This window comes from Nocardia sp. NPDC050710, from assembly GCF_040654375.1.
Classification (GTDB): Bacteria; Actinomycetota; Actinomycetes; order Mycobacteriales; family Mycobacteriaceae; genus Nocardia.
In genome coordinates, this window is record NZ_JBFAHV010000012.1 from 1 (window position 1) to 18333 (window position 18333).

An 18333-nucleotide genomic window follows, 5' to 3' on the forward strand; every position below is an offset into this window, starting at 1 on the left:
CCCGACATCACCTGAGCACCCACACATCCAGATGATGCAATAGCCAAACCCCGACCGATCGGTTCCACGTACCCCGCACAACCCTCACATCGGCAATCTGGTGCGTTTGGCCGACTCAGAGGAGTAGGGCCAGTTGATCTTCCATAGCCTAGTGCTGGCCGCTTCGGACCGCGCGGAATCGCCCAGCGGCTGACGCGAGTTCGGGGATTCGTGGCCGAAACCGCTGGCCTGCAACGAGCACGCCAGCGTGGCAGCTGGCGGGCTCGGTGAGGGGCAACGGGCCGTCTCCGTCGTGGACGCGGCGAACAATGTCGTCCACCGACCGGCTCGGCGGGATCCGGCGCGCCGCGACCACGCCACCTGCGTGAGAACTTCCCGCTCGGCCCACCTGCCACCGCTCACCGGCTCAGGCGAGCGTTTAAGGAGTGCGTAACCAATATGTCACCCCGGCCAGATGCGCGCACTACGTACTCCATGTCGCCTGAGCAGCGCGAAGAACAGCTCAGAATTCCTCTCTCAGTTCCACCACCAACCGGGTCGGCCGATTCAGTCAGCGCCCAGGAGGCATTTCGAGTGCCAGACAGGCTGTCCGAACGCGCGATAGGCGGTATGAGGGGACGGTTGGACGAGCCCGATTCGATCTAGAGTTGCGGTTCGTCAGCGGACGACGGAGATCTCTGGGTCGGCCGGTTGCTGGTCGATCGGAGTGCCGGGGCGGTTGCGCAGGAACTTGTCGAACATGGCCGCCACGTATTTACGTACCAGAGTCGTAGCGCGGTCGGCGGCGATGGGACCGATGTACCTCTTGGCGGCCGGTCGCGCGATGGTGGGTACCAGCGAGGGGAAGTCGGTGTAGTCGTAGTGCGCCGAATCCTTCATGGTCAGGTGACGTTTCCAACCGGTGCCGTGCTGCCAGAACGCGTCCAGCGACGGGTTGGCGTCACCGACCTCCTCGATCTGCTGGCTGGTCATCACCAGGACCGGGCGATTCACACCTTCGGTTGCCACTCGCCCGAACTCCTCGTCGACACCGATCTGGCCGTCGAGATCGACCGCCGCATCGATGCGGCGGTCGTCGTGCAGCGACTCGACCGCGGCGTACCCGCCGGACGAATGACCCACCATGCCAACGTGTTCGAGGTCAAGAGCACGGTCGAGCCCGGCCGGCAAGGACCGATGATCGGCGTCCGGGTTCACGCCATGCCCCAGTTGAGTAATCGCATCGAGGACGAATCGCGTGTCGGCCAACCGTGCGGAGACGTACTTCTTGCGGATCTCCGTGTCGAATCCATTGGGAGCCGGTGCGGGGGGAACGACCCTGCCACCGGGGAACTCCACGATGGACTCATAAGTGGGATCGACGGTGACCACCACGTAACCGCGGCTGGCCAGATCTTCGGCCAGACCGGTCCCGTACACGCGGGTGTCTCCCGCTGCGGGCGAGTAGAGGATCACCGGATAGGCCGTCCCGGCGAGTGCGGGTGCGTCGGTGTACGAATTCGTCAACAGGCCCGGTAGCGCGATGCCGAAACGCTTCTCCAGATCCGGGATCAGCGCGGTGGAGATGTAATGGGCTCGCGGGTGCTTGTCGACGTCGGTGGCCGGATAGAACACCGAAACCATCAGCTCCCGCTGCCGGTCGGTGTGGAACGGATCCTGTCTCGCCGTATCAACCAGATGCAGGACGGTTTCGCCCACCAGGTACTTCCCACCGGGCGGTGGAAGAACGGTCGCCCCGACAGGCGACGCATCGGCCACCACCGCGCTCCCCGCTACCAGCGCGAAAGCCGACAGACACACAACTGTCATCCGATTGATCAACGTCCCCCCAGGGCAACTCGGTCTCCAAGTGCAGACCAGCAGACGGTACCAAGCAAAAACTACTGCTGCACAAGCAATCTCAGGTCAGCCCGTCGCCCCTATCCCTCAGTTCTGCCGATAGCCCGGCAACGCTGCCATCGGCTACTCAAGACTGGTGTCAGATAACGGCCCTTGACAATTCGATTGGCCCCGCCCGTAGCCGATCCCGTAGCCCCGCCCCCGCTAACAACCGGACACTGCACAAAAAGCGACCTCATCGGCAATATGGTGCGTTTGGCCGACCCAGAGGAGTAGGGCCAGTTGATCTTCCATAGCCCAGCGCTGGCCGCTTTGGACCGCGCGGAACGCGGCATTGCGGTGCGTTCGTGACGTCGCTCTGCGGCCGCTCACAACGCCTTGTCTCATCGAGACCACTCAGGTTGCTGCGGGGGCTGCTGCACGGATAGATGACATCGTCGTCTCCCTCCCGCAAGCGGGCATTTGAGGAGTGTGTAACCGACATGTCACCCCGGCGAGTTCGGCGACTTCCTCCCTGCGCAGCCCGGGAGTGCGCCGCCGCCCCGGCTTCAGATCGGGCGGCAGCCCCACATCCCCCGGCCGCAGCCGCGCACGCTGAGCGCGCAGGAAAGCCGCCAGTTCGGCGCGACGGTTATCGCTCATCGAGTCCCCTCGTGGGTAGCGGTATCGGACCGCCACCCATCTCTAACGTCATATGCACCAGGTGATCCACGAGATTCACCCACCAGAGGGAGCATGACATGACGAACAACAATGGACCGGTCCTGATCATCGGCGCGACCGGCCAACAGGGCCGGGCAACGACGCGGCAGCTGCTCGAACACGGCTGGCGGGTCAACGCATTCGTACGCGATCCGCAGAACCCGGCCGCGGTCGCGCTCCGGGAAGCCGGGGCGAATCTGGTCGTCGGCGATCTCGATGACCCCGCGTCGGTGCGGGCGGCGATGGACGGCTCATACGGGGTCTTCCTGATGCTGCCCATGATGTCCGGGGTGCACATCACCGCGGAAGGCATTGCGGCCGAACAGCGCCGGGGCAAGGCGGTGGCGGATATCGCGAAGGAATCCGGCATCGAGCATCTGGTGTACAGCTCGCTGCGGGGCGCGGGCGAGAACTCCGGCGTCGACTATTACTCGGCCAAGGAGAACATCGAATCCCACATCGCGGCCCTCGAACTGCCCGCGACGATTCTGCGGCCGGTCTTCTTCATGGACAATTTCAACGCCTTCAACCGGCCGGTCATGGACGAGAACGGCACGCTGGTGGTGAATCTCGCGGTCCGCGCGGATATTCCGCTTTCGCTGATCTCGGTGCACGATATCGGCGTGTTCGCCGCCATCGCCTTCGACCGGCCCGACGACTACCGCGGACGCACCGTCCCCCTCTCGGGTGATCGCCTGACCCCACCCCAGATTGCCGAGACCTTCGGGAAGCTCGCCGATCTGCCCGCCCGCAGCTTCCAGGTCCCGATCGAACAGGTCAAGGCCTTCGACGAGCAGGTGGGAAAGATGTTCGCCTACTTCAACGAAGGCCCCGACGAGCCCATCGACACCGCACCGCTGCGGGCGCACCACCCGGAGCTGATGGACCTCGCCGCCTGGCTGCGGGTCACCAACTGGAAGCCGTGACCGATCGTTCGGACCTCAGCGCAGCAGCTCCAACAGCCGACCTGCGCTCGCCAGCGCGCCGTCGATGGAATCCGTGACGTACATCAGATCGATGAAGTAGTCGTCGAAACCGGTCTGCTCGGCGGTGCGCCGCACCGCGTCCGCGATCTGCTCGAGGGGCGTGCCCGCCTGCACATTGACGCGGACGATGGTCTCGATAGCGGAGGGATCCCGCCCGGCCCGCTCGGCGGCCTGATCGATGACCTCGCGCGACGCCACCAGCCGAGTGCCCCACGCCGGTGGTCCCGGTACCGGGACCACCGGCAGCCAGCCGTCCGCACGACGGCCGATGCGTTCCAGCATGGTCTGGGCGAAGCCACCGAGGTGGATCGGCGGCCGCGGCCGCTGGGCCGGTTTCAATTCGGTGCGGTGGCGCGGCACCGACACCAGGCTGCCGACGTATTCGGCCGGATCGGTGGTCCAGATCGCTTCCAGCGCATCGAGAGTCTGGTCCAGCCGCGCGCCACGCCGCGTGAAAGGCACCCCCACTGCCGCGTATTCCTCCGGCGACCAACCGATTCCGAAGCCGGGCACGAGTCTGCCGCGGCTCGCCACATCGAGTGTGGTGAGCGCGCGAGCCAGCACCACGGGCGGATACAGCGGCGCGATCAGCACATTGGTACCGAGGCGCACCCGCTCGGTCGCCGCCGCGGCCAGTCCCAAGGTCAGGAACGGATCGAGGATCGAATTGAACTCCGGTGGGATCGTATCGGTTCCGGCGTAGCCGACCTGGGGGTCGGTGGCGGCGATCAGCCGGTCGCCGACCCAGAGACTGTCCGCGCCGGCGTGTTCCAGCTCAGCGGCGAACTCCGGCACCCGTGCGCCCTCGCGCGCTTGCGGGCCTATCTGCGGTATCGAGAAGCCGACCTTCATCGTTCCGTCGTACCATCCGCGAACGGCCGGATATCACCCAGGGCGTCATCCGGCCGTCGGTCTCGACTCACCGACCGATCGGTCGACCCGCAGCGCCGCGGCCGTCGCCGCGGGAACCGCCGTCACCGGCGTATCGGCATCGGGAACCTCGGTGCCGCGCAAGGAGGTTCCCGCCGTCTCGCGCAGGAGGCACCGGGCGATCAGGCCGACCGGGGAGGCGATCGCCGAGTGGTCCCCGGACCATGCCGCCGAGCGGCCGCAGGACGAACGAGACCGCGAAACCGAGCATGGTGCCGAGGATGCCGAGTTCGCCGGGGAAGAAGGTGGTCACATCGACTCAGGAATTACGCCCACCCGGTAGGCACCTGGCCGTCGACACCGCGAACAGCGCCACCGAAATCCAGGCGAACCAGTCGCCGAACCGCGCGTAGATCGTGCGACCCGCCGACCCCGGAATGGCGGCGATGACCGCACGAGTCACCGTGACGTCGGTGCGCGCCGCGGCCAGCACCCGGCCACGGTCATCACTGGCCACCAGCTCCCCCAACTGGGGAGCCCGGGCAACCCCGACCCCCGATTCGACGCCGCGCAGCACCGCCATCCGGCTGTGCAGCCACGCGTCGTCGGTGAAATCCAGGGCGGGGACGAGCAGCAATTCCGCACCGCGCGCGACGTTCGCGCGGACCAGACCGGGGCGGTCGAGGTCGAAACAGACCGCCAGCGCCCACGGTTCGCCGGGCACCTGCCGCCATTCGGTACCGGGACGCAGCTCGTCCTCCAGTCCGGGGACCGGATAGTGCTTGGCGTACTCCACGCCGGACGGGTATTCGATCGCCGCGTTCACGCTGTCGCCGTCGCGGGTCAGAACCATACCCGCGACGACATGAATGCCGCGCCGCGCCGCCACCTCCGAGAGCGGACCGGACAGCAGCGGCAGCATCGATTCGTCAGCACGCCAAGCCTTTTCGGGTAGGACCACGACCTCGGCGCCTCGGTCGGCCAGCTGCTCGATCTCGACGACCGCCCGGCGGACCATATCGAGACCCTCCGGCGAGGAGACCGGGACGTAATCCGCGGGTTGCGCGACCGCGATCAGACCGACTCGCGTGGCCGTCCGATCCTGTGGAACGGCCAAACGCCAGAAGCCGAATGCGGCGACCGCGACGAACAGCGCCGCGACCCCGCCCCCGATGCGCAGCCGCTGCTCCCTGGTCACAGCGGGCGCCGCAAGCACCCCGATTGTCGTGGGCGCCAACAGAATGAGGAAGGTGATCGCCCACGGACCCGCCAGCGCCGCCGTCTGGATCAGCGGCAGCACCTCGACCTGGGTGTAGGCGATACTCCACCACGCGCCGAAGGGGCCGAACACCGCGAGCAGATATTCGAAGCCGACCCATCCCGCCGGAAGTACCATCAGCGCCGACACCATTCGCCCGCGGATCAGCAGCGACCGGACCAGTACCACCGCCCCGCCGAACGCGACCGCGGTACCACCGAGCAGCAGCACGGTCACCGGCACCGGCTGCTCGAGCGTACCGACGAAGTACGGCCACAGCTGCCCCGCACCGATCAGCCTCGACACCGTCCCGGCGAGGAACGCGCTACCCGCCGACACGCGCGGCGCGAGCACCAGCACCGGGATGGGCGCCAGCATCGCCAGCCCCGCCAATGGGCGCAGACCCGTGCCGAAATGCCACAGCACCGCGGCCGATATCGTTGCCGCCGCGACGGCCGCCCAACGCTTCACGAGTAGATCCCTCCGAGTCATCGATGTGAACTGGAACCGATGCTCGTCCCGCGATCGGCCGGGCACATCGCCGTCGAGAGTGGATTCGGCCTCACTCCTCCGGCGTGGGCCGCGGACGGCAGGCCGAAGCCCGCGGGTCCGCCGTGCTGTGCGTGGTCGCCTCGCGAGCCGATCCACCGGGGACGACCAGCCCCGCCTCGTAGGCGAATACCACCGCCTGCACCCGATCACGCAAACCCAGCTTCGAAAGCACCGAACTCACATGGGTTTTCACCGTGTGCTCGGTGACGACCAGGGCGGCCGCGAGTTCGGCATTGGACAGGCCGCGAGCGAGGTGGCGCAGGATGTCGCGCTCGCGTTCGGTCAGTTCCACCAGCTGCCGGGCCAGTTCGGGGCGTGGATGACCGCGCCGGGCCAAATCCGCGATCAGGCGGCGGGTCACCGTCGGCGCGAGCAACGCCTCACCGGCGGCCACGATGCGCACCGCGTCGACAAGTTCGTCGCGCCGCAGATCCTTGAGCAGGAATCCACTCGCACCCGCGCGCAGCGCCGCATAGACATACTCGTCGAGGTCGAACATGGTCATCACCAGGACCTTCGCCCGCGTCTGCGCGCAGATCCGGGCGGTGGCGGCGACCCCGTCCAGCCGTGGCATCCGTACATCCATCACCACCACATCCGGTGCCAGCTCGACGGCGAGATCGATGGCTTCGACGCCGTCGGCTGCCTCGCCCACCACGGTGATATCGGGCTGGGTCTCGAGAATGAGCCGGAATCCGGCACGGAACAGATCCTGGTCGTCGACCACCACTACGCGCATCGTCGAATATCCACTCGCAGCGGCAGTTCGACAGCGACGGCGAATCCGTCGCCCTCGGAGCCGTGCCGCAACGTGCCACCGCAGCCGAGTACCCGTTCCCGCATGCCGATGAGCCCATACCCGCCGCGACCGTGCCGATCCCCTCCGCCGATACCGTCATCGACCACCTGTATTGCGAGCAGCTCGTCACTCCACCGCAGCGACACCCGGACACTGGTAGCCCGCGCATGCTTCCTGGTGTTCGTCAACGCCTCCTGCACAACGCGATACGCGGTGACCGCGATATCACCGGGCACCGCGCGACGGGGTCCGCTCTCCTCGAAGGACGCGGCGAGCCCACCGCGCCGGGACAGTTCGACCAGATCCGGTATCGCCGCGAGACCGGGTTGATGCGGCGGATCGGCGGTGTCGCCGCGCAGCGCGGCGAGACTGTGGCGCAGCTGGTCGATCGCGACCCGTCCGGACTCCGCGATGCCGTCGAAGATCGCATCCGCGCGCACCGGGTCGGTGCGGGTGAACAATGAGCCGGTCTCGGCCTGCACGATCATCACGCCGACCGAGTGCGTGACGATATCGTGCATATCGCGGGCGATGCGCAACCGTTCCCGGTCGACGGCTGCGACCCGTTCCTCCTCCAGCCGCCGGGTCCGTTCCTCCAGCATCGCGATCCGCGCCCGTCGCGCCCGTACCCCGGTGCCGAGCGCCCACGCGGTGACGAAGGACATCGCGGCATACCCGTACGAATCCGGACTCTCCTTCGGCAGCACCAACGACACCAGCACGCCGACCACCACGGCAGCGAGCGCACCGCCCCGAAGTCGCGGCGGACTGTAGGCGGCGATCGCGTAGACGCAGACAATGGTCCCGTACGGCAGCGCGGGCATGGCGTGCGCGCAGGCCAGCGCCGTCATCGCCGGTCCGATCACACACAGCGCGAGAACCGGGGCACGACGTCGCCACCACACCGGCACCGAGGCCAGCGCCGAGAGCAGCACGATCCACCACGGCGCGCCCGCGACCAGCGCGGGCCCCACGCTCGCCACGGTCACCGCGATCGTCGTCACGACATCGACAGCCCCCGGCGGCCGACACCGCACCCACCCCATTGCCTCATCGAACCCGCGCGCCGCCGCCGCACCCGCCTCGCGTAAATCCACGGACACAGTCTCCCGCGGTGACTGCCCCGGCACCTCCCTCTCGAGGACGAGAGTCCGCTCCCCCGGTGGCCCGAGATCCGGAAATCACACTGTTCGCCGAGATCCCCGATCACGGTCGGTGGCGGCGTCGTCGCCGGACCGGTCGCTACCGGTGGTGCGGGATGGCTCGGGTCGCCAGGTCGGCGCCGCATTCGGGGCAGGACCGCAATTTGTGGAAGGCCGACTCCGGTGGTAGGCAGCGGTCGCAGAATCCCTTGCGGCACTTGGTGCAGACCAGGAAGTCGACCGCGAAATGCTCCGGGTCGGCCCGGGCGACCGGATTGCCGCCCGGGATCACCGAAACCGACAGCATTCGCTGGCAACCCGGACCCGCACAGTACAAAACCGCCATGATTGTTCCCCTCCCATGTGGTTGTAAATACCTCACAGGGGAGATCGCTTGTGCTACAGCGGAGTTACATACGCACCGGAGATGCCGCCGTCCACCAGGAATTGGGAGGCGGTGATGAACGAGGAGTCGTCGCTGGCGAGGAAGGCCACCGCGGCGGCGATCTCCTCGGGTTCGGCGAAGCGGCCGATCGGAATGTGCACCAGGCGTCGCGCCGCCCGCTCCGGATCCTTGGCGAACAGTTCCTGGAGCAGCGGGGTGTTCACCGGGCCGGGGCACAGTGCGTTGACCCGAATGCCTTGGCGGGCGAACTGGACACCCAATTCCCGGCTCATCGCGAGCACGCCGCCCTTGGAGGCGGTGTAGGAAATCTGCGAGGTCGCCGCACCCATTACCGCGACGAAGGAGGCGGTGTTGATGACCGAGCCCTTACCGCGCTCCAGCATGTGCTCTATGGCGTACTTGCTGCACAGATATACCGAGGTCAGGTTCACCTCCTGCACCCGCCGCCACGCGTCCAGGCCGGTGGTAAGGATCGAATCGTCCTCCGGCGGTGAGATTCCCGCGTTGTTGAAGGCGATATCCAATCCGCCGTAGGTGTCCACGGCCGCCTGGAACATGGCCCGCACCTGGGTCTCATCGGTGACGTCCACCTTGACGAAGGTGCCGTCCACCTCGGTGGCGGCGGCCGCGCCGGCGGTGACATCGATATCGGCGACGACGACCTTCGCGCCCTCGGCCGCGAACCGGCGCACGGTGGCGAGCCCGATGCCGCTACCGCCACCGGTGACGACGGCTACTCGATCCTGTAAGCGCTGCAACGCATCTCCTTCTCGAAGACTATTGGGTGGCGATGAAGACGTTCTTGGTTTCGGTGAAGGCGAGCGCGGCGTCGGGGCCGAGCTCGCGGCCGAGGCCGGACTGCTTGAATCCGCCGAACGGCGTCCAATACCGCACCGACGAATGCGAATTCACCGAGAGGTTCCCGGCCTCGACCCCGCGCGCGACGCGCAGTGCCCGGCCCACATCATTGGTCCAGATGGACCCGGACAGGCCGTATTCGGTGTCGTTGGCGATCCGGATCGCATCGGCCTCGTCGTCGAAGGGCAGCACCGCGACCACCGGACCGAACACCTCCTCGGTCAGCACCCGATCGGTCGGCCCGCCGGGCAGCACCACTGTCGGCGGATACCAGAACCCTGGACCGTCCGGTCGCGCACCGGTGAACGCGACCTCGGTCGACGGCTCGATGAAGGCCGCCACCCGTTCGCGGTGCGCGGCCGAGATCAACGGCCCCATCTCGGTGTCCTCGTCGCCCGGATCCCCCACCTTGACACCCTGTACGGCCGGTTCCAGCAGTTCCAGGAACCGATCGAAGACGCTGCGCTGCACAAGGATCCGCGAGCGCGCGCAGCAGTCCTGGCCCGCGTTGTCGAAGACGCCGTAGGGCGCGGTGGCGGCGGCGCGTTCGAGATCGGCGTCGGCGAACACGATATTGGCGCTCTTACCGCCGAGTTCCAGCGTCACCCGCTTCACCTGCGCGGCACATCCGGCCATGATCTGGGTGCCCACCTCGGTGGAGCCGGTGAAGACCACCTTGCGCACGGCGGGATGGGTGACGAACCGTTGACCCACCACCGAACCCTTACCCGGCACCACCTGGAAGACGCCCTCGGGCAATCCCGCCGCGAGGGCGAGTTCACCGAGCCGGATCGCGGTCAACGGGGTCAGCTCGGCGGGTTTGAGCACCACCGTATTGCCCGCCGCCAGGGCGGGACCGAACCCCCACGCCGCGATGGGCATCGGAAAGTTCCACGGCACGATCACCCCGACCACGCCGAGCGGTTCGTGGAAGGTGATGTCCACGCCACCCGCCACCGGAATCTGGTTGCCCAGCAGTCGTTCCGGGATGCCCGCGGCGTAGTGCAGCACATCCCGGACATTGCCCGCCTCCCACCGCGCATTGCCGATGGTGTGGCCCGCGTTGGTCACCTCCAACCGCGCGAGATGCTCGAGGTCCGTGTCCACGGCCTCCGCGAAGCGGCGCAGCAGCCGCGCCCGGTCACCGGGCGCGACGTCACGCCAGCCGGGCGCGGCCGCCTGCGCCCGCGCGATCGCGGCGTCGGTCGCCGCTACGTCGGCAAGCCCGATCCTGGCCACCACCTGTTCGGTCGCCGGATTGATCACCTGGGCCGTTGTCACGGAACTCGCTCCTCTCGCCGTGCGGCCGCGGCCGCGACCATGGCTCGTATCAGCCGGTCGTCGGCGGCGTTCGCCTCCGGATGCCATTGCACACCGACCAGGAACGGACCGGTGTCCGTCTCCGCTGCCTCGATGGTGCCGTCCGCCGCGTGCGCGGTTGCGATCAGATCGGGGGCGAGTCGATCGATGGCCTGATGATGGTGGCAGTGCGCCCGCACCCGCGGCCCCGCGATGGCGGCCACCCGGCTGCCGGGCGTGGTCACCACCGTGGTCACGGTGAAAGAGCCGGGCCCGCCCGAATGATCCTCGTGTCCGACCCGGTCGGGCAGATGCTGGATCAGCGTGCCGCCCAGCGCGACATTCACCAGTTGCAGTCCACGGCAGACCGCCAGCACCGGCAGCTCCGCCGCGCGGGCCAGCCGGAACAGCTCGAACTCGGAGTCGTCGCGATCCGCCCTGGTGTACCCGGGGGTCTGTTGCGGCGGTGCGCCGTAGCGGGCCGGATCCACATCGGCGCCGCCCGTCAACACCAGCCCGTCGAGCCGCGCGACCAGTTCGGGGCGCGCGGTTCCGGCGGGCGGCAACAGCACCGGGATGCCGCCCGCACGCTCCACCATGGCGACGTAGTTGTGCGGCAGCACCGCGCTGACGGTGTCCCAGGTGCCGAATACCGTGCGCTCGACGTAGGTCGGTAGCCCGATGACCGGACGTGCGACATCAGAGTCGTTCGAAGCCACGGGTTCGCTCCCAATCGGTGACGGCGGCATCGAATGCGTCCAGTTCGACGTGCGCTGCGTTTCGGTAGTGATCCACCACATCATCACCGAATGCGTGCCGCGCGACCGGGGAGTCACCGAAGAGTTGCGCGGCTTCCCGCAATGTCCGTGGCACCCTGGGCCGCTGCGAGCGGTAGGCATTGCCGTGGAACTCCGGTTCCAGTGGCAGCGCGTGCTCGATGCCGTGCAGTCCGGCCGCGATCGAGGCCGCGACCGCCAGGTACGGGTTCACATCACCGCCGGGAATCCGGTTCTCCATCCGCAGCGACGGCCCGCTGCCGACCACCCGCAGCGCGCAGGTCCGATTGTCCACACCCCAAGCCAGGGCGGTGGGCGCGAAACTGCCGGGCACGAATCGCTTGTAGGAGTTGATATTCGGCGCCAGCAGGTAGGTGAACTCGCGCAGGCAGTCCAGCTGTCCGGCCAGGAAGTGCCGCATCAGCGCCGAGGTGCCCGCCGGCCCGTCGCCCGCGAATACCGGTTCGTCGTCGAGGCTGCGGAGGCTGAGATGGATGTGGCACGAATTTCCTTCACGCTCATTGTATTTGGCCATGAAGGTGAGGCTGCGACCCGCCTGCGCCGCGATCTCCTTGGCGCCGGTCTTGTAGATGCTGTGGTTGTCGCAGGTGATCATCGCCTCGTCGTAGCGGAAGGCGATCTCGTGCTGACCCGGATTGCACTCCCCCTTCGCGGACTCGACATACATACCAGCGCCGGACATTTCGTTACGGATGCGCCGCAGCAGCGGCTCGATGCGCGCGGTGCCGAGCATCGAGTAGTCGACGTTGTATTGGTTGGCGGGGGTCAGCCCGCGATATCCGCTGTTCCACGCGGACTCGTAGCTGTCGTCGAAGACCAGGAACTCGAGTTCGGTGCCGACGTAGGCGCGTAACCCGTGCTCGGCCAGCCGATCCAGCTGCGCCCGCAGGATTTGCCGCGGCGAGACGGTGACCGGTGTCCCCGCGGGCCGCACCTGCTCGAGATCGCAGAGCACCAGCGCGGTGCCCGGCCACCACGGCACCAGCCGCAGCGTGCTCAGGTCGGGCCGCAGCACGAAATCGCCGTATCCGGTGTCCCAGGACGACATGCGATAGCCGTCGACGGTATTCATCTCCACGTCCACCGCGAGCAGATAGTCGCACGCCTCGGTGGCGTGGCCGAGCACCTCGTCCAGGAAAAACCGTGCCGCACAGCGCTTCCCCTGCAATCGCCCCTGCATATCGGTCATGGCGACCAGGACGGTGTCGAGTTCGCCCGACTCGATCCGTTCCCGCAACTCCGCCAGCCCCAGCATCCCCGATCGCATCCACGGCCCCTCTCGGCGTCACAACCGTGCTCACGCTAGAGGAAAAACAGACCGTACGGGCACCGGACGCGCAAACCCGTCCGCATCCGGAACAGCCCGCGATACCTGGCCGGTCTCCATCGCGGACGTCGAACAGCACGCCGACACCATCGGGTCCGCCTCGTCGGCACCGCGCCGGTCCGGCGACCTCGCCCCCGCGCCGAGCGCCGACGCCCGGCGTCGCGTTATGGGCTCGTTGTCCAGCCACCCGGGCGCATACCTACCGGCTCGAAGGGAGTCCGGAGCGCCCGCCGGAACCCGCTGCGCGGGCGAACACCAATTACCCGGAAATAGCTCGGCACCTATCGCGCCATTGCGATAGGTGCCGAGTTCGACGGCCGTAGCCGGGTACTACTTACAGGTAGGCCCCGCAGACCGGCCAGGCGCCCGCACCCTGGGTGGCGAGCACGTTCTCGGCGACGCGGATCTGCTCGTCCTTGCTGGCGTTGGAGGCCGAGCCCGAACCGCCGTTGGCGGCCCAGGTGCTATCCGTGAACTGCAGACCGCCGGAGAAGCCGTTGCCGGTGTCGATTCCCCAGTTGCCGCCGCTCTCGCACTGGGCGACGGCGTCCCAGTTGTGGCCCGATGCGGAGGCGGTGGCGGCGGAGATGCCGAGCGGCACGGCCACGAGGGCGCCCACAATCGAGACGAGGCCGATGGTACGGGTGCTGATCTTGCGGATATGCGACATTCGAAGTTTCCTGCCTGCGCCCTTCCGACCCGGCGCTACCTCAGCCGGGACCCTGCCCCCAGGAAAAGTCGGGGTTTCTCGAACCGTGGGACAGGATTACGGTGTTCGGCGGTTCGAGCTCGAGCCCATCTCGGTGATCCGGGCTGAGAACGACCGTAGCCAAGAGTTCGCGAAAGATCACGTCGCAATAACGTCCGAATTGGCTGAACCATTCAGTGAGACATTGCTTATTCACGCAGTTCGATACCGGAAAATTCCGAATTACATAACTGTTGTTATTTGCCCGTTATGTGTTGTAGATCACTGCGATATAGTGATCCGGATCGCGTAACGACCTCGGCTCGGTGCACGAACCCGCCCGAGCGGTACTCGCCCTTGCGCCCCGGGCCGCATCCTGGTGCCATTGCGCCAACTCTGCTTCGCACCCCCGGAGGCCCCGTGCTGTCGCTACAAGAGATCTCGGACCGGCTGGAGATCCAGGACCTGATGGTCCGCTACTCCCACGCGGTCGATACCAAGCAGTGGGACCTGCTCGACGACATCTTCACCGCCGACGCCCACATCGACTACTCGGCGATGGGCGGTGCGGCGGGCGACCTCGCCTCGACCAAGAAGTTCCTCGCCGACGTCATGCCGAACTTCCCCGCCTACCAACACCTGGTCAGCAACTCTTCGATCATCGTCGACGGCGACACCGCCACCGCCCGCACCATCTGCCACAACCCGATGCTGGTCCCGGGCGCGAACGGACAACAGACCCTGATGCTGTGCGGCCTCTGGTACCTCGACACCTTTGCCCAGGTCGACGGTTCCTGGCGGATCGCACAGCGTGTCGAGGAGAAGAGTTACATGTATGTGGCCAACGGTACGTCCGCCTGAGCGGCGCGACCGCACTCGGCGAGCGAGGGCGAAGTGCCTGCGGCCATATCGTCAGCGACGCGGCCGCAGGGTGATCGGGACGCCGTCCTTCGGGAAGGGGAGCGCGCTCATCTGCCACGGCATCTCGTACTCCGTGGGGAAGTCCCACTCGTAGGTGCGCAGCATCGCGTGCAGCATGGCCTTGACCTCCTGTATGGCGAAGTACATGCCGATGCATTTGTGTACACCCGCGCCGAATGGCATCCACGCGTAGCGATGCGACTTGTCCTCGCGCCGATCGGGGCCGAAGCGGTCGGGGTCGAATTTCCACGGATCGGTCCAGTATTCGGGCAGGAAGTGGTTGGCGATCGCACCCAGCAGCACATTCGCCCCCGCGGGCACGAAGTAGCCGTCGACCTCGGTGTCCTTCACCGCCTTGCGCATGATGAACGGCACCGGCGCGATGATCCGCATCGATTCCTTGATCACCAGATCGAGCGCGGTGAGCGAATCCAATGCGGCCGTATCCAGCGGACCGTCACCGAGCGCGAGCGACTCCGCGCGCGCCCTGCGCTGCCATTCCGGATGCTTGCCGAGGAAGTACGCCGACACCGTGGCGGTGATCGTCGAGGTGTCGTGTGCGGCCAGCAGCAGGAAGATCATGTGGTCGATGACCTTCCGATCACTGAAGCGCCTGCCGTCCTCGGTCTCGATATGACAGAAGACCGAGAAGAAATCGGTGCCGGTGCTGGCCCGCTTGTCGGGCAGCATATTCGCGAAGTATCGCTCGAGCTCATTGCGTCCCCGCAGCCCCGCCCGCCAGCGGCTGCCGGGCACCGGGAATCGGATGGGCGATTCGCTCGCCAGCAGCATGGCTTCGAAGGCGGCGGTCAAGCGGTCGGCTTCGGGGCCGAGCCGAACACCCATGAAGACGTCGGCGGCGATATCCATCGAGAGATTCTTGACGGCCGGATACAGCTTGACCGGCCGGCCCGTCGGCCACTGCCCGATCCGATCGTCGACGAGTTCGGCCACCCGGGTGAAGTAGGCACGCAGCCGGTCGGGCATGAATGCCTGCTGCATGATTCGCCGATCCAGCCGATGCTCCTCGAAGTCGAGCAGCAGCAGACCGCCATGGAAGAACGGGTCGATCAGATCCTTCTGGCCGGTCACGAACGCCCGGTCCCGATTGCTCAGCACCGAGTCGATGGCCTCCCCGCCCGCCGCGAAGACCATGTCGCGACCGAAACCCCTGGTCCACACCATCTTTCCGAAGCGGTCGACGAGGTCGAGCGCGTAGGCGGAGCCGTAGTGCAGGGCCTGCAACGTATCACCGAGGAACGGCAGCCCCGCCCGGCCCGGTATCGGCGCGAGCCCACTGCCGGGCGGCGGCTCCGCGAGCACGCCGCGGCGCTCGGGTATCAACCGAACGGCCCGGTCCACCAACCCGTTCGGCATCTGGACGAACTGCCCGTTCTCCGGGACGGGCGCCTGGCGGGAATGGATGGCCACCATGGCAGTCCTCCTCTATCGGTAGATCGGCGCGCTCCTCGTCGAGCATGCCGACATAATGCGAAAGTCGTTGCGGCGCAGTCATGTTCATTATTCGGCGCCTTCCCGGTGCACATCGGCCGCATGATCGAGCAGCAGTGGCACCAGATGGCGGCACGCGAAGGCGCGCGCCTCGGCCGGGTCGGCGAGTGCGATGCTGCGCGACGGAGTCAAAAGAAACGACAGCATGATTCGGACCGCGAGCTCGGCCACGACCTGCAATTCCGAACCCGGCCGGTCCTCGTGCGCGTCGCGCGACAACTGCACCGCGAGGAAGGCAGCGGCGGTATCGACCAGACTGCCGCCTTCGGTGGTGAGATACGGCAACAGCGAATCCGGTTCGATCTGCAGCAGTCTGCTCAGTAGTACGTTCTCGCGCAGGTAGGCCAGCGCGAAGACGAATCCCTCGGTGAGTTTGTCCTGGATGGTCTCGAATCCGGCCATCTCGGCCTCCATCGTGGTAAGGAACCGGCCCATCTCACGCAGGATGACGGCCTCCACGATGTCGTCCTTGCCGGGAAAATGGCGGTACACCGTGACCCGCGCCAGCCGCGCGCGCCGCGTGATGTCCTCCACGGTGGTGCGCCGGATGCCGACGATCTCGAACTGCTCGAGCGCCGCGTCGAGAATGCGTTCGGCGGTGCCGACCGGAGCGTCGAGACCGACCGAGGTCACCGCCTTGGCGAGCATGCCGCGCCTCATCGCATCCCACCCTTCGGCTCTCGAGATCCAACCAGCGGCTTCTATCCAGCGGCGTCTTCCACAAACAAGGGCTTCTACCAGGGGAATGAAACAAACATACGGCAGATGTACCTTCATTCTCAATAGCCGATCGCAGATTTCTGTGACATGCGGCACGGCGATTTGCATTGTGCACAATTTAATTGCTGGCTACCGTATTGGGTAACCAGATCGTTGCAGACAAGGAGTCGACAATGAAGATCCTGTACACCGCCGAAGCCCTAGCGACCGGCGACGGACGCAACGGCCTCGCCCGCACCACCGACGGCAAGGTCGATGTGAACCTGGCGACGCCGAAGGAGCTCGGCGGCAGCGGCGAGGGCACCAACCCCGAGCAGCTGTTCGCGGCGGGCTACGCGGCCTGCTTCCACTCGGCGCTGCGCCTGGTCGGCAAGGCCGCCAAGGCGAATATCGACGACTCCGCGGTCGGCGCGAAGGTGAGCATCGGCCCGAACGACGCGGGCGGCTTCCAGCTCGCCGTCACCCTGGAGATCTCGCTGCCGCACCTGCCCCGGGACGAGGCGCAGGCGCTGGCCGACAAGGCGCATGCGGTGTGCCCGTACTCCAACGCGACCCGTGGCAATATCGATGTCGACATCATCGTTACGGAGGACTGAGCATGCGCGCTGTAGTCATCGAAGGTTTCGGTGAGCCCAAGGACGTCCTCACCGTGGCCGAACGGCCGACACCCGAGCCCGCCGCGGGCGAAGTGTTGATCGAGCTGATCCTCGCACCCATCCACAACCACGACCTGGCCATCATCCGCGGGGTATACGGCTACCGGCCGCCGCTGCCCGCGATCCCGGGCACCGAGGCCGTGGGCCGCATCGTCGCACTGGGACCGGAGGTGACCGGTTTGGCCGTCGGGCAGCGCGTCAACGTCTCCGGGATCGCCGCCGCCTGGGCTGAGTTTTTCGTGGTCAGGGCCGCGCAGGTGGTGCCGCTGCCGGATTCGATTTCCGACGAGACCGCGGCACAATTGCTCGCAATGCCGCTCAGCGCCCTGATGCTGCTCGAAGACCTCCAGCTGCAGTCCGGCGATTGGATCGCCGTCAACGCCGCCAATGGCGCCGTGGGCAGGCAGCTGAATGTGCTCGCACGGCACCGCGGTGTGCGGGTGCTCAATCTCGTGCGCGGCCCCGCCTCGGTGCAGGCGCTCACGGCACTGGGCTTCGAGCCCGTCTTCGACACCGAATCGGATGGCTGGCTCGACCGCGCGACGGCGGCCACCGAAGGCGCCCCGATCGTCCGGGCCGTGGATCAGGTGGGCGGTCGCGCGGCCAACGACCTGCTGTCGCTGCTCGCGCCGAAGGGCGAGCTGATTTCCTTCGGCGCGCTCTCCGGGCAGCCGCTATCGATCGATCCGGGTCCGATGATCTTCAAAGAGGCTGTCGTCAAGGGCTTCTGGGTTTCCAAGCGCACCGCGGAGACCGGCAGAGACGAGATGCGCCGCCTGATCGGCGAACTGGTCGATCTGGCGGCCCGCGGCATCCTCACCCTGGATGTCGAGGCCACCTATCCGCTGACCTCCGTGGTCGACGCCGCGGCCGCCAGCGAAAGCCGCGGCCGCAGCGCCAAGATCGTCTTGTCACCCCGCTAGCCCTCTCGGCGTACCGGTGACGCTTCCCGGAGCGTCACCGGTACCCCGGCAACCGGTGCTCATACGCGTCGAAGTCGA

The 18333-nt window shown here is 67.0% G+C and carries 17 protein-coding genes and 2 pseudogenes; 4 read left to right on the plus strand and 15 right to left on the minus strand.

Translation table 11 applies throughout. The annotated features are described in order from the left end of the window. Positions 1-657: 657 nt before the first annotated feature. Both AB0H61_RS20865 and AB0H61_RS20870 read right to left on the minus strand, forming a co-directional pair. Entirely contained in the window at positions 658-1809 is a 1152-nt protein-coding gene (locus AB0H61_RS20865; RefSeq protein WP_357306918.1) for a hypothetical protein, read from the minus strand. Positions 1810-2322: 513 nt separating this feature from the next. After that, positions 2323-2481: pseudogene (locus AB0H61_RS20870) on the minus strand (XRE family transcriptional regulator); the annotation flags it as partial. Between the two features lie 98 nt (positions 2482-2579). Between AB0H61_RS20870 and AB0H61_RS20875 the strand changes: the two are divergent. Next, on the plus strand, positions 2580-3467 hold the full coding sequence (locus tag AB0H61_RS20875) for an NmrA/HSCARG family protein (RefSeq protein WP_357306920.1): 888 nt from the start codon (positions 2580-2582) through the stop codon (positions 3465-3467). A gap of 15 nt (positions 3468-3482) precedes the next feature. Here AB0H61_RS20875 and AB0H61_RS20880 read toward each other — a convergent pair whose 3' ends face one another. The 11 genes and pseudogenes from AB0H61_RS20880 to AB0H61_RS20930 form a co-directional block, all read right to left on the minus strand. Next, entirely contained in the window at positions 3483-4379 is an 897-nt protein-coding gene (locus AB0H61_RS20880) for a TIGR03619 family F420-dependent LLM class oxidoreductase (RefSeq protein ID WP_357306922.1), read from the minus strand. A gap of 159 nt (positions 4380-4538) precedes the next feature. After that, positions 4539-4701 (minus strand): annotated as a pseudogene (locus AB0H61_RS20885) (MFS transporter); the annotation flags it as partial. A gap of 15 nt (positions 4702-4716) precedes the next feature. Further along, on the minus strand, positions 4717-6126 hold the full coding sequence (locus AB0H61_RS20890) for a hypothetical protein (protein WP_357306924.1): 1410 nt from the start codon (positions 6124-6126) through the stop codon (positions 4717-4719). A gap of 91 nt (positions 6127-6217) precedes the next feature. Beyond that, a complete protein-coding gene (locus tag AB0H61_RS20895; protein WP_357306926.1) occupies positions 6218-6946 on the minus strand; it encodes a response regulator transcription factor in 729 nt (242 codons plus the stop codon). Beyond that, positions 6937-8103, minus strand: a complete 1167-nt coding sequence (locus AB0H61_RS20900) for a histidine kinase (RefSeq protein WP_357306928.1) — start codon at positions 8101-8103, stop codon at positions 6937-6939. The genes AB0H61_RS20895 and AB0H61_RS20900 overlap by 10 nt, the downstream gene beginning before the upstream one ends. Before the next feature lie 145 nt (positions 8104-8248). Then, positions 8249-8494 carry a hypothetical protein gene (locus tag AB0H61_RS20905; protein ID WP_357306930.1) on the minus strand — a complete coding sequence of 82 codons (246 nt, stop codon included), beginning with the start codon at positions 8492-8494 and terminating at the stop codon, positions 8249-8251. A gap of 53 nt (positions 8495-8547) precedes the next feature. After that, positions 8548-9312: a 3-oxoacyl-ACP reductase gene (locus tag AB0H61_RS20910; protein WP_357306932.1), complete on the minus strand. Its 765-nt coding sequence runs from the start codon at positions 9310-9312 to the stop codon at positions 8548-8550. Between the two features lie 19 nt (positions 9313-9331). Next, positions 9332-10693, minus strand: a complete 1362-nt coding sequence (locus AB0H61_RS20915; protein ID WP_357306934.1) for an aldehyde dehydrogenase family protein — start codon at positions 10691-10693, stop codon at positions 9332-9334. Continuing rightward, positions 10690-11430 carry a gamma-glutamyl-gamma-aminobutyrate hydrolase family protein gene (locus tag AB0H61_RS20920; RefSeq protein WP_357306936.1) on the minus strand — a complete coding sequence of 247 codons (741 nt, stop codon included), beginning with the start codon at positions 11428-11430 and terminating at the stop codon, positions 10690-10692. Before AB0H61_RS20920 ends, AB0H61_RS20915 begins: the two co-directional genes overlap by 4 nt. After that, positions 11411-12775, minus strand: a complete 1365-nt coding sequence (locus AB0H61_RS20925) for a glutamine synthetase family protein (protein WP_357306938.1) — start codon at positions 12773-12775, stop codon at positions 11411-11413. Before AB0H61_RS20925 ends, AB0H61_RS20920 begins: the two co-directional genes overlap by 20 nt. A gap of 394 nt (positions 12776-13169) precedes the next feature. Then, positions 13170-13505 carry a transglycosylase family protein gene (locus tag AB0H61_RS20930; protein WP_357306940.1) on the minus strand — a complete coding sequence of 112 codons (336 nt, stop codon included), beginning with the start codon at positions 13503-13505 and terminating at the stop codon, positions 13170-13172. Positions 13506-13943: 438 nt separating this feature from the next. Here AB0H61_RS20930 and AB0H61_RS20935 point away from each other — a divergent pair, with 438 nt between their 5' ends. Continuing rightward, positions 13944-14384, plus strand: a complete 441-nt coding sequence (locus AB0H61_RS20935) for a nuclear transport factor 2 family protein (protein WP_357306942.1) — start codon at positions 13944-13946, stop codon at positions 14382-14384. Between the two features lie 51 nt (positions 14385-14435). Here AB0H61_RS20935 and AB0H61_RS20940 read toward each other — a convergent pair whose 3' ends face one another. Both AB0H61_RS20940 and AB0H61_RS20945 read right to left on the minus strand, forming a co-directional pair. After that, on the minus strand, positions 14436-15878 hold the full coding sequence (locus tag AB0H61_RS20940; protein WP_357306944.1) for a cytochrome P450: 1443 nt from the start codon (positions 15876-15878) through the stop codon (positions 14436-14438). An 87-nt stretch (positions 15879-15965) separates the two neighbouring features. Then, entirely contained in the window at positions 15966-16616 is a 651-nt protein-coding gene (locus AB0H61_RS20945) for a TetR family transcriptional regulator (protein WP_357306946.1), read from the minus strand. Between the two features lie 233 nt (positions 16617-16849). Between AB0H61_RS20945 and AB0H61_RS20950 the strand changes: the two genes are divergently transcribed. After that, positions 16850-17272 (plus strand): organic hydroperoxide resistance protein, encoded by a 423-nt coding sequence (locus AB0H61_RS20950; protein WP_357306948.1) that lies wholly within the window; start codon positions 16850-16852, stop codon positions 17270-17272. 2 nt (positions 17273-17274) lie between these two features. Beyond that, positions 17275-18255, plus strand: a complete 981-nt coding sequence (locus tag AB0H61_RS20955; RefSeq protein ID WP_357306950.1) for a zinc-binding dehydrogenase — start codon at positions 17275-17277, stop codon at positions 18253-18255. The last annotated feature ends 78 nt before the right edge of the window (positions 18256-18333 follow it).

Excerpts from the sequence above, each read along its gene's own strand:
- AB0H61_RS20865 (WP_357306918.1), bottom strand. The coding sequence starts at position 1,809 with ATGACAGTTGTGTGTCTGTCGGCTTTCGCGCTGGTAGCGGGGAGCGCG.
- AB0H61_RS20875 (WP_357306920.1), top strand. The coding sequence starts at position 2,580 with ATGACGAACAACAATGGACCGGTCCTGATCATCGGCGCGACCGGCCAA.
- AB0H61_RS20880 (WP_357306922.1), bottom strand. The coding sequence starts at position 4,379 with ATGAAGGTCGGCTTCTCGATACCGCAGATAGGCCCGCAAGCGCGCGAG.
- AB0H61_RS20895 (WP_357306926.1), bottom strand. The coding sequence starts at position 6,946 with ATGCGCGTAGTGGTGGTCGACGACCAGGATCTGTTCCGTGCCGGATTC.
- AB0H61_RS20905 (WP_357306930.1), bottom strand. The coding sequence starts at position 8,494 with ATGGCGGTTTTGTACTGTGCGGGTCCGGGTTGCCAGCGAATGCTGTCG.
- AB0H61_RS20925 (WP_357306938.1), bottom strand. The coding sequence starts at position 12,775 with ATGCGATCGGGGATGCTGGGGCTGGCGGAGTTGCGGGAACGGATCGAG.
- AB0H61_RS20930 (WP_357306940.1), bottom strand. The coding sequence starts at position 13,505 with ATGTCGCATATCCGCAAGATCAGCACCCGTACCATCGGCCTCGTCTCG.
- AB0H61_RS20940 (WP_357306944.1), bottom strand. The coding sequence starts at position 15,878 with ATGGTGGCCATCCATTCCCGCCAGGCGCCCGTCCCGGAGAACGGGCAG.
- AB0H61_RS20945 (WP_357306946.1), bottom strand. The coding sequence starts at position 16,616 with ATGAGGCGCGGCATGCTCGCCAAGGCGGTGACCTCGGTCGGTCTCGAC.
- AB0H61_RS20950 (WP_357306948.1), top strand. The coding sequence starts at position 16,850 with ATGAAGATCCTGTACACCGCCGAAGCCCTAGCGACCGGCGACGGACGC.
- AB0H61_RS20955 (WP_357306950.1), top strand. The coding sequence starts at position 17,275 with ATGCGCGCTGTAGTCATCGAAGGTTTCGGTGAGCCCAAGGACGTCCTC.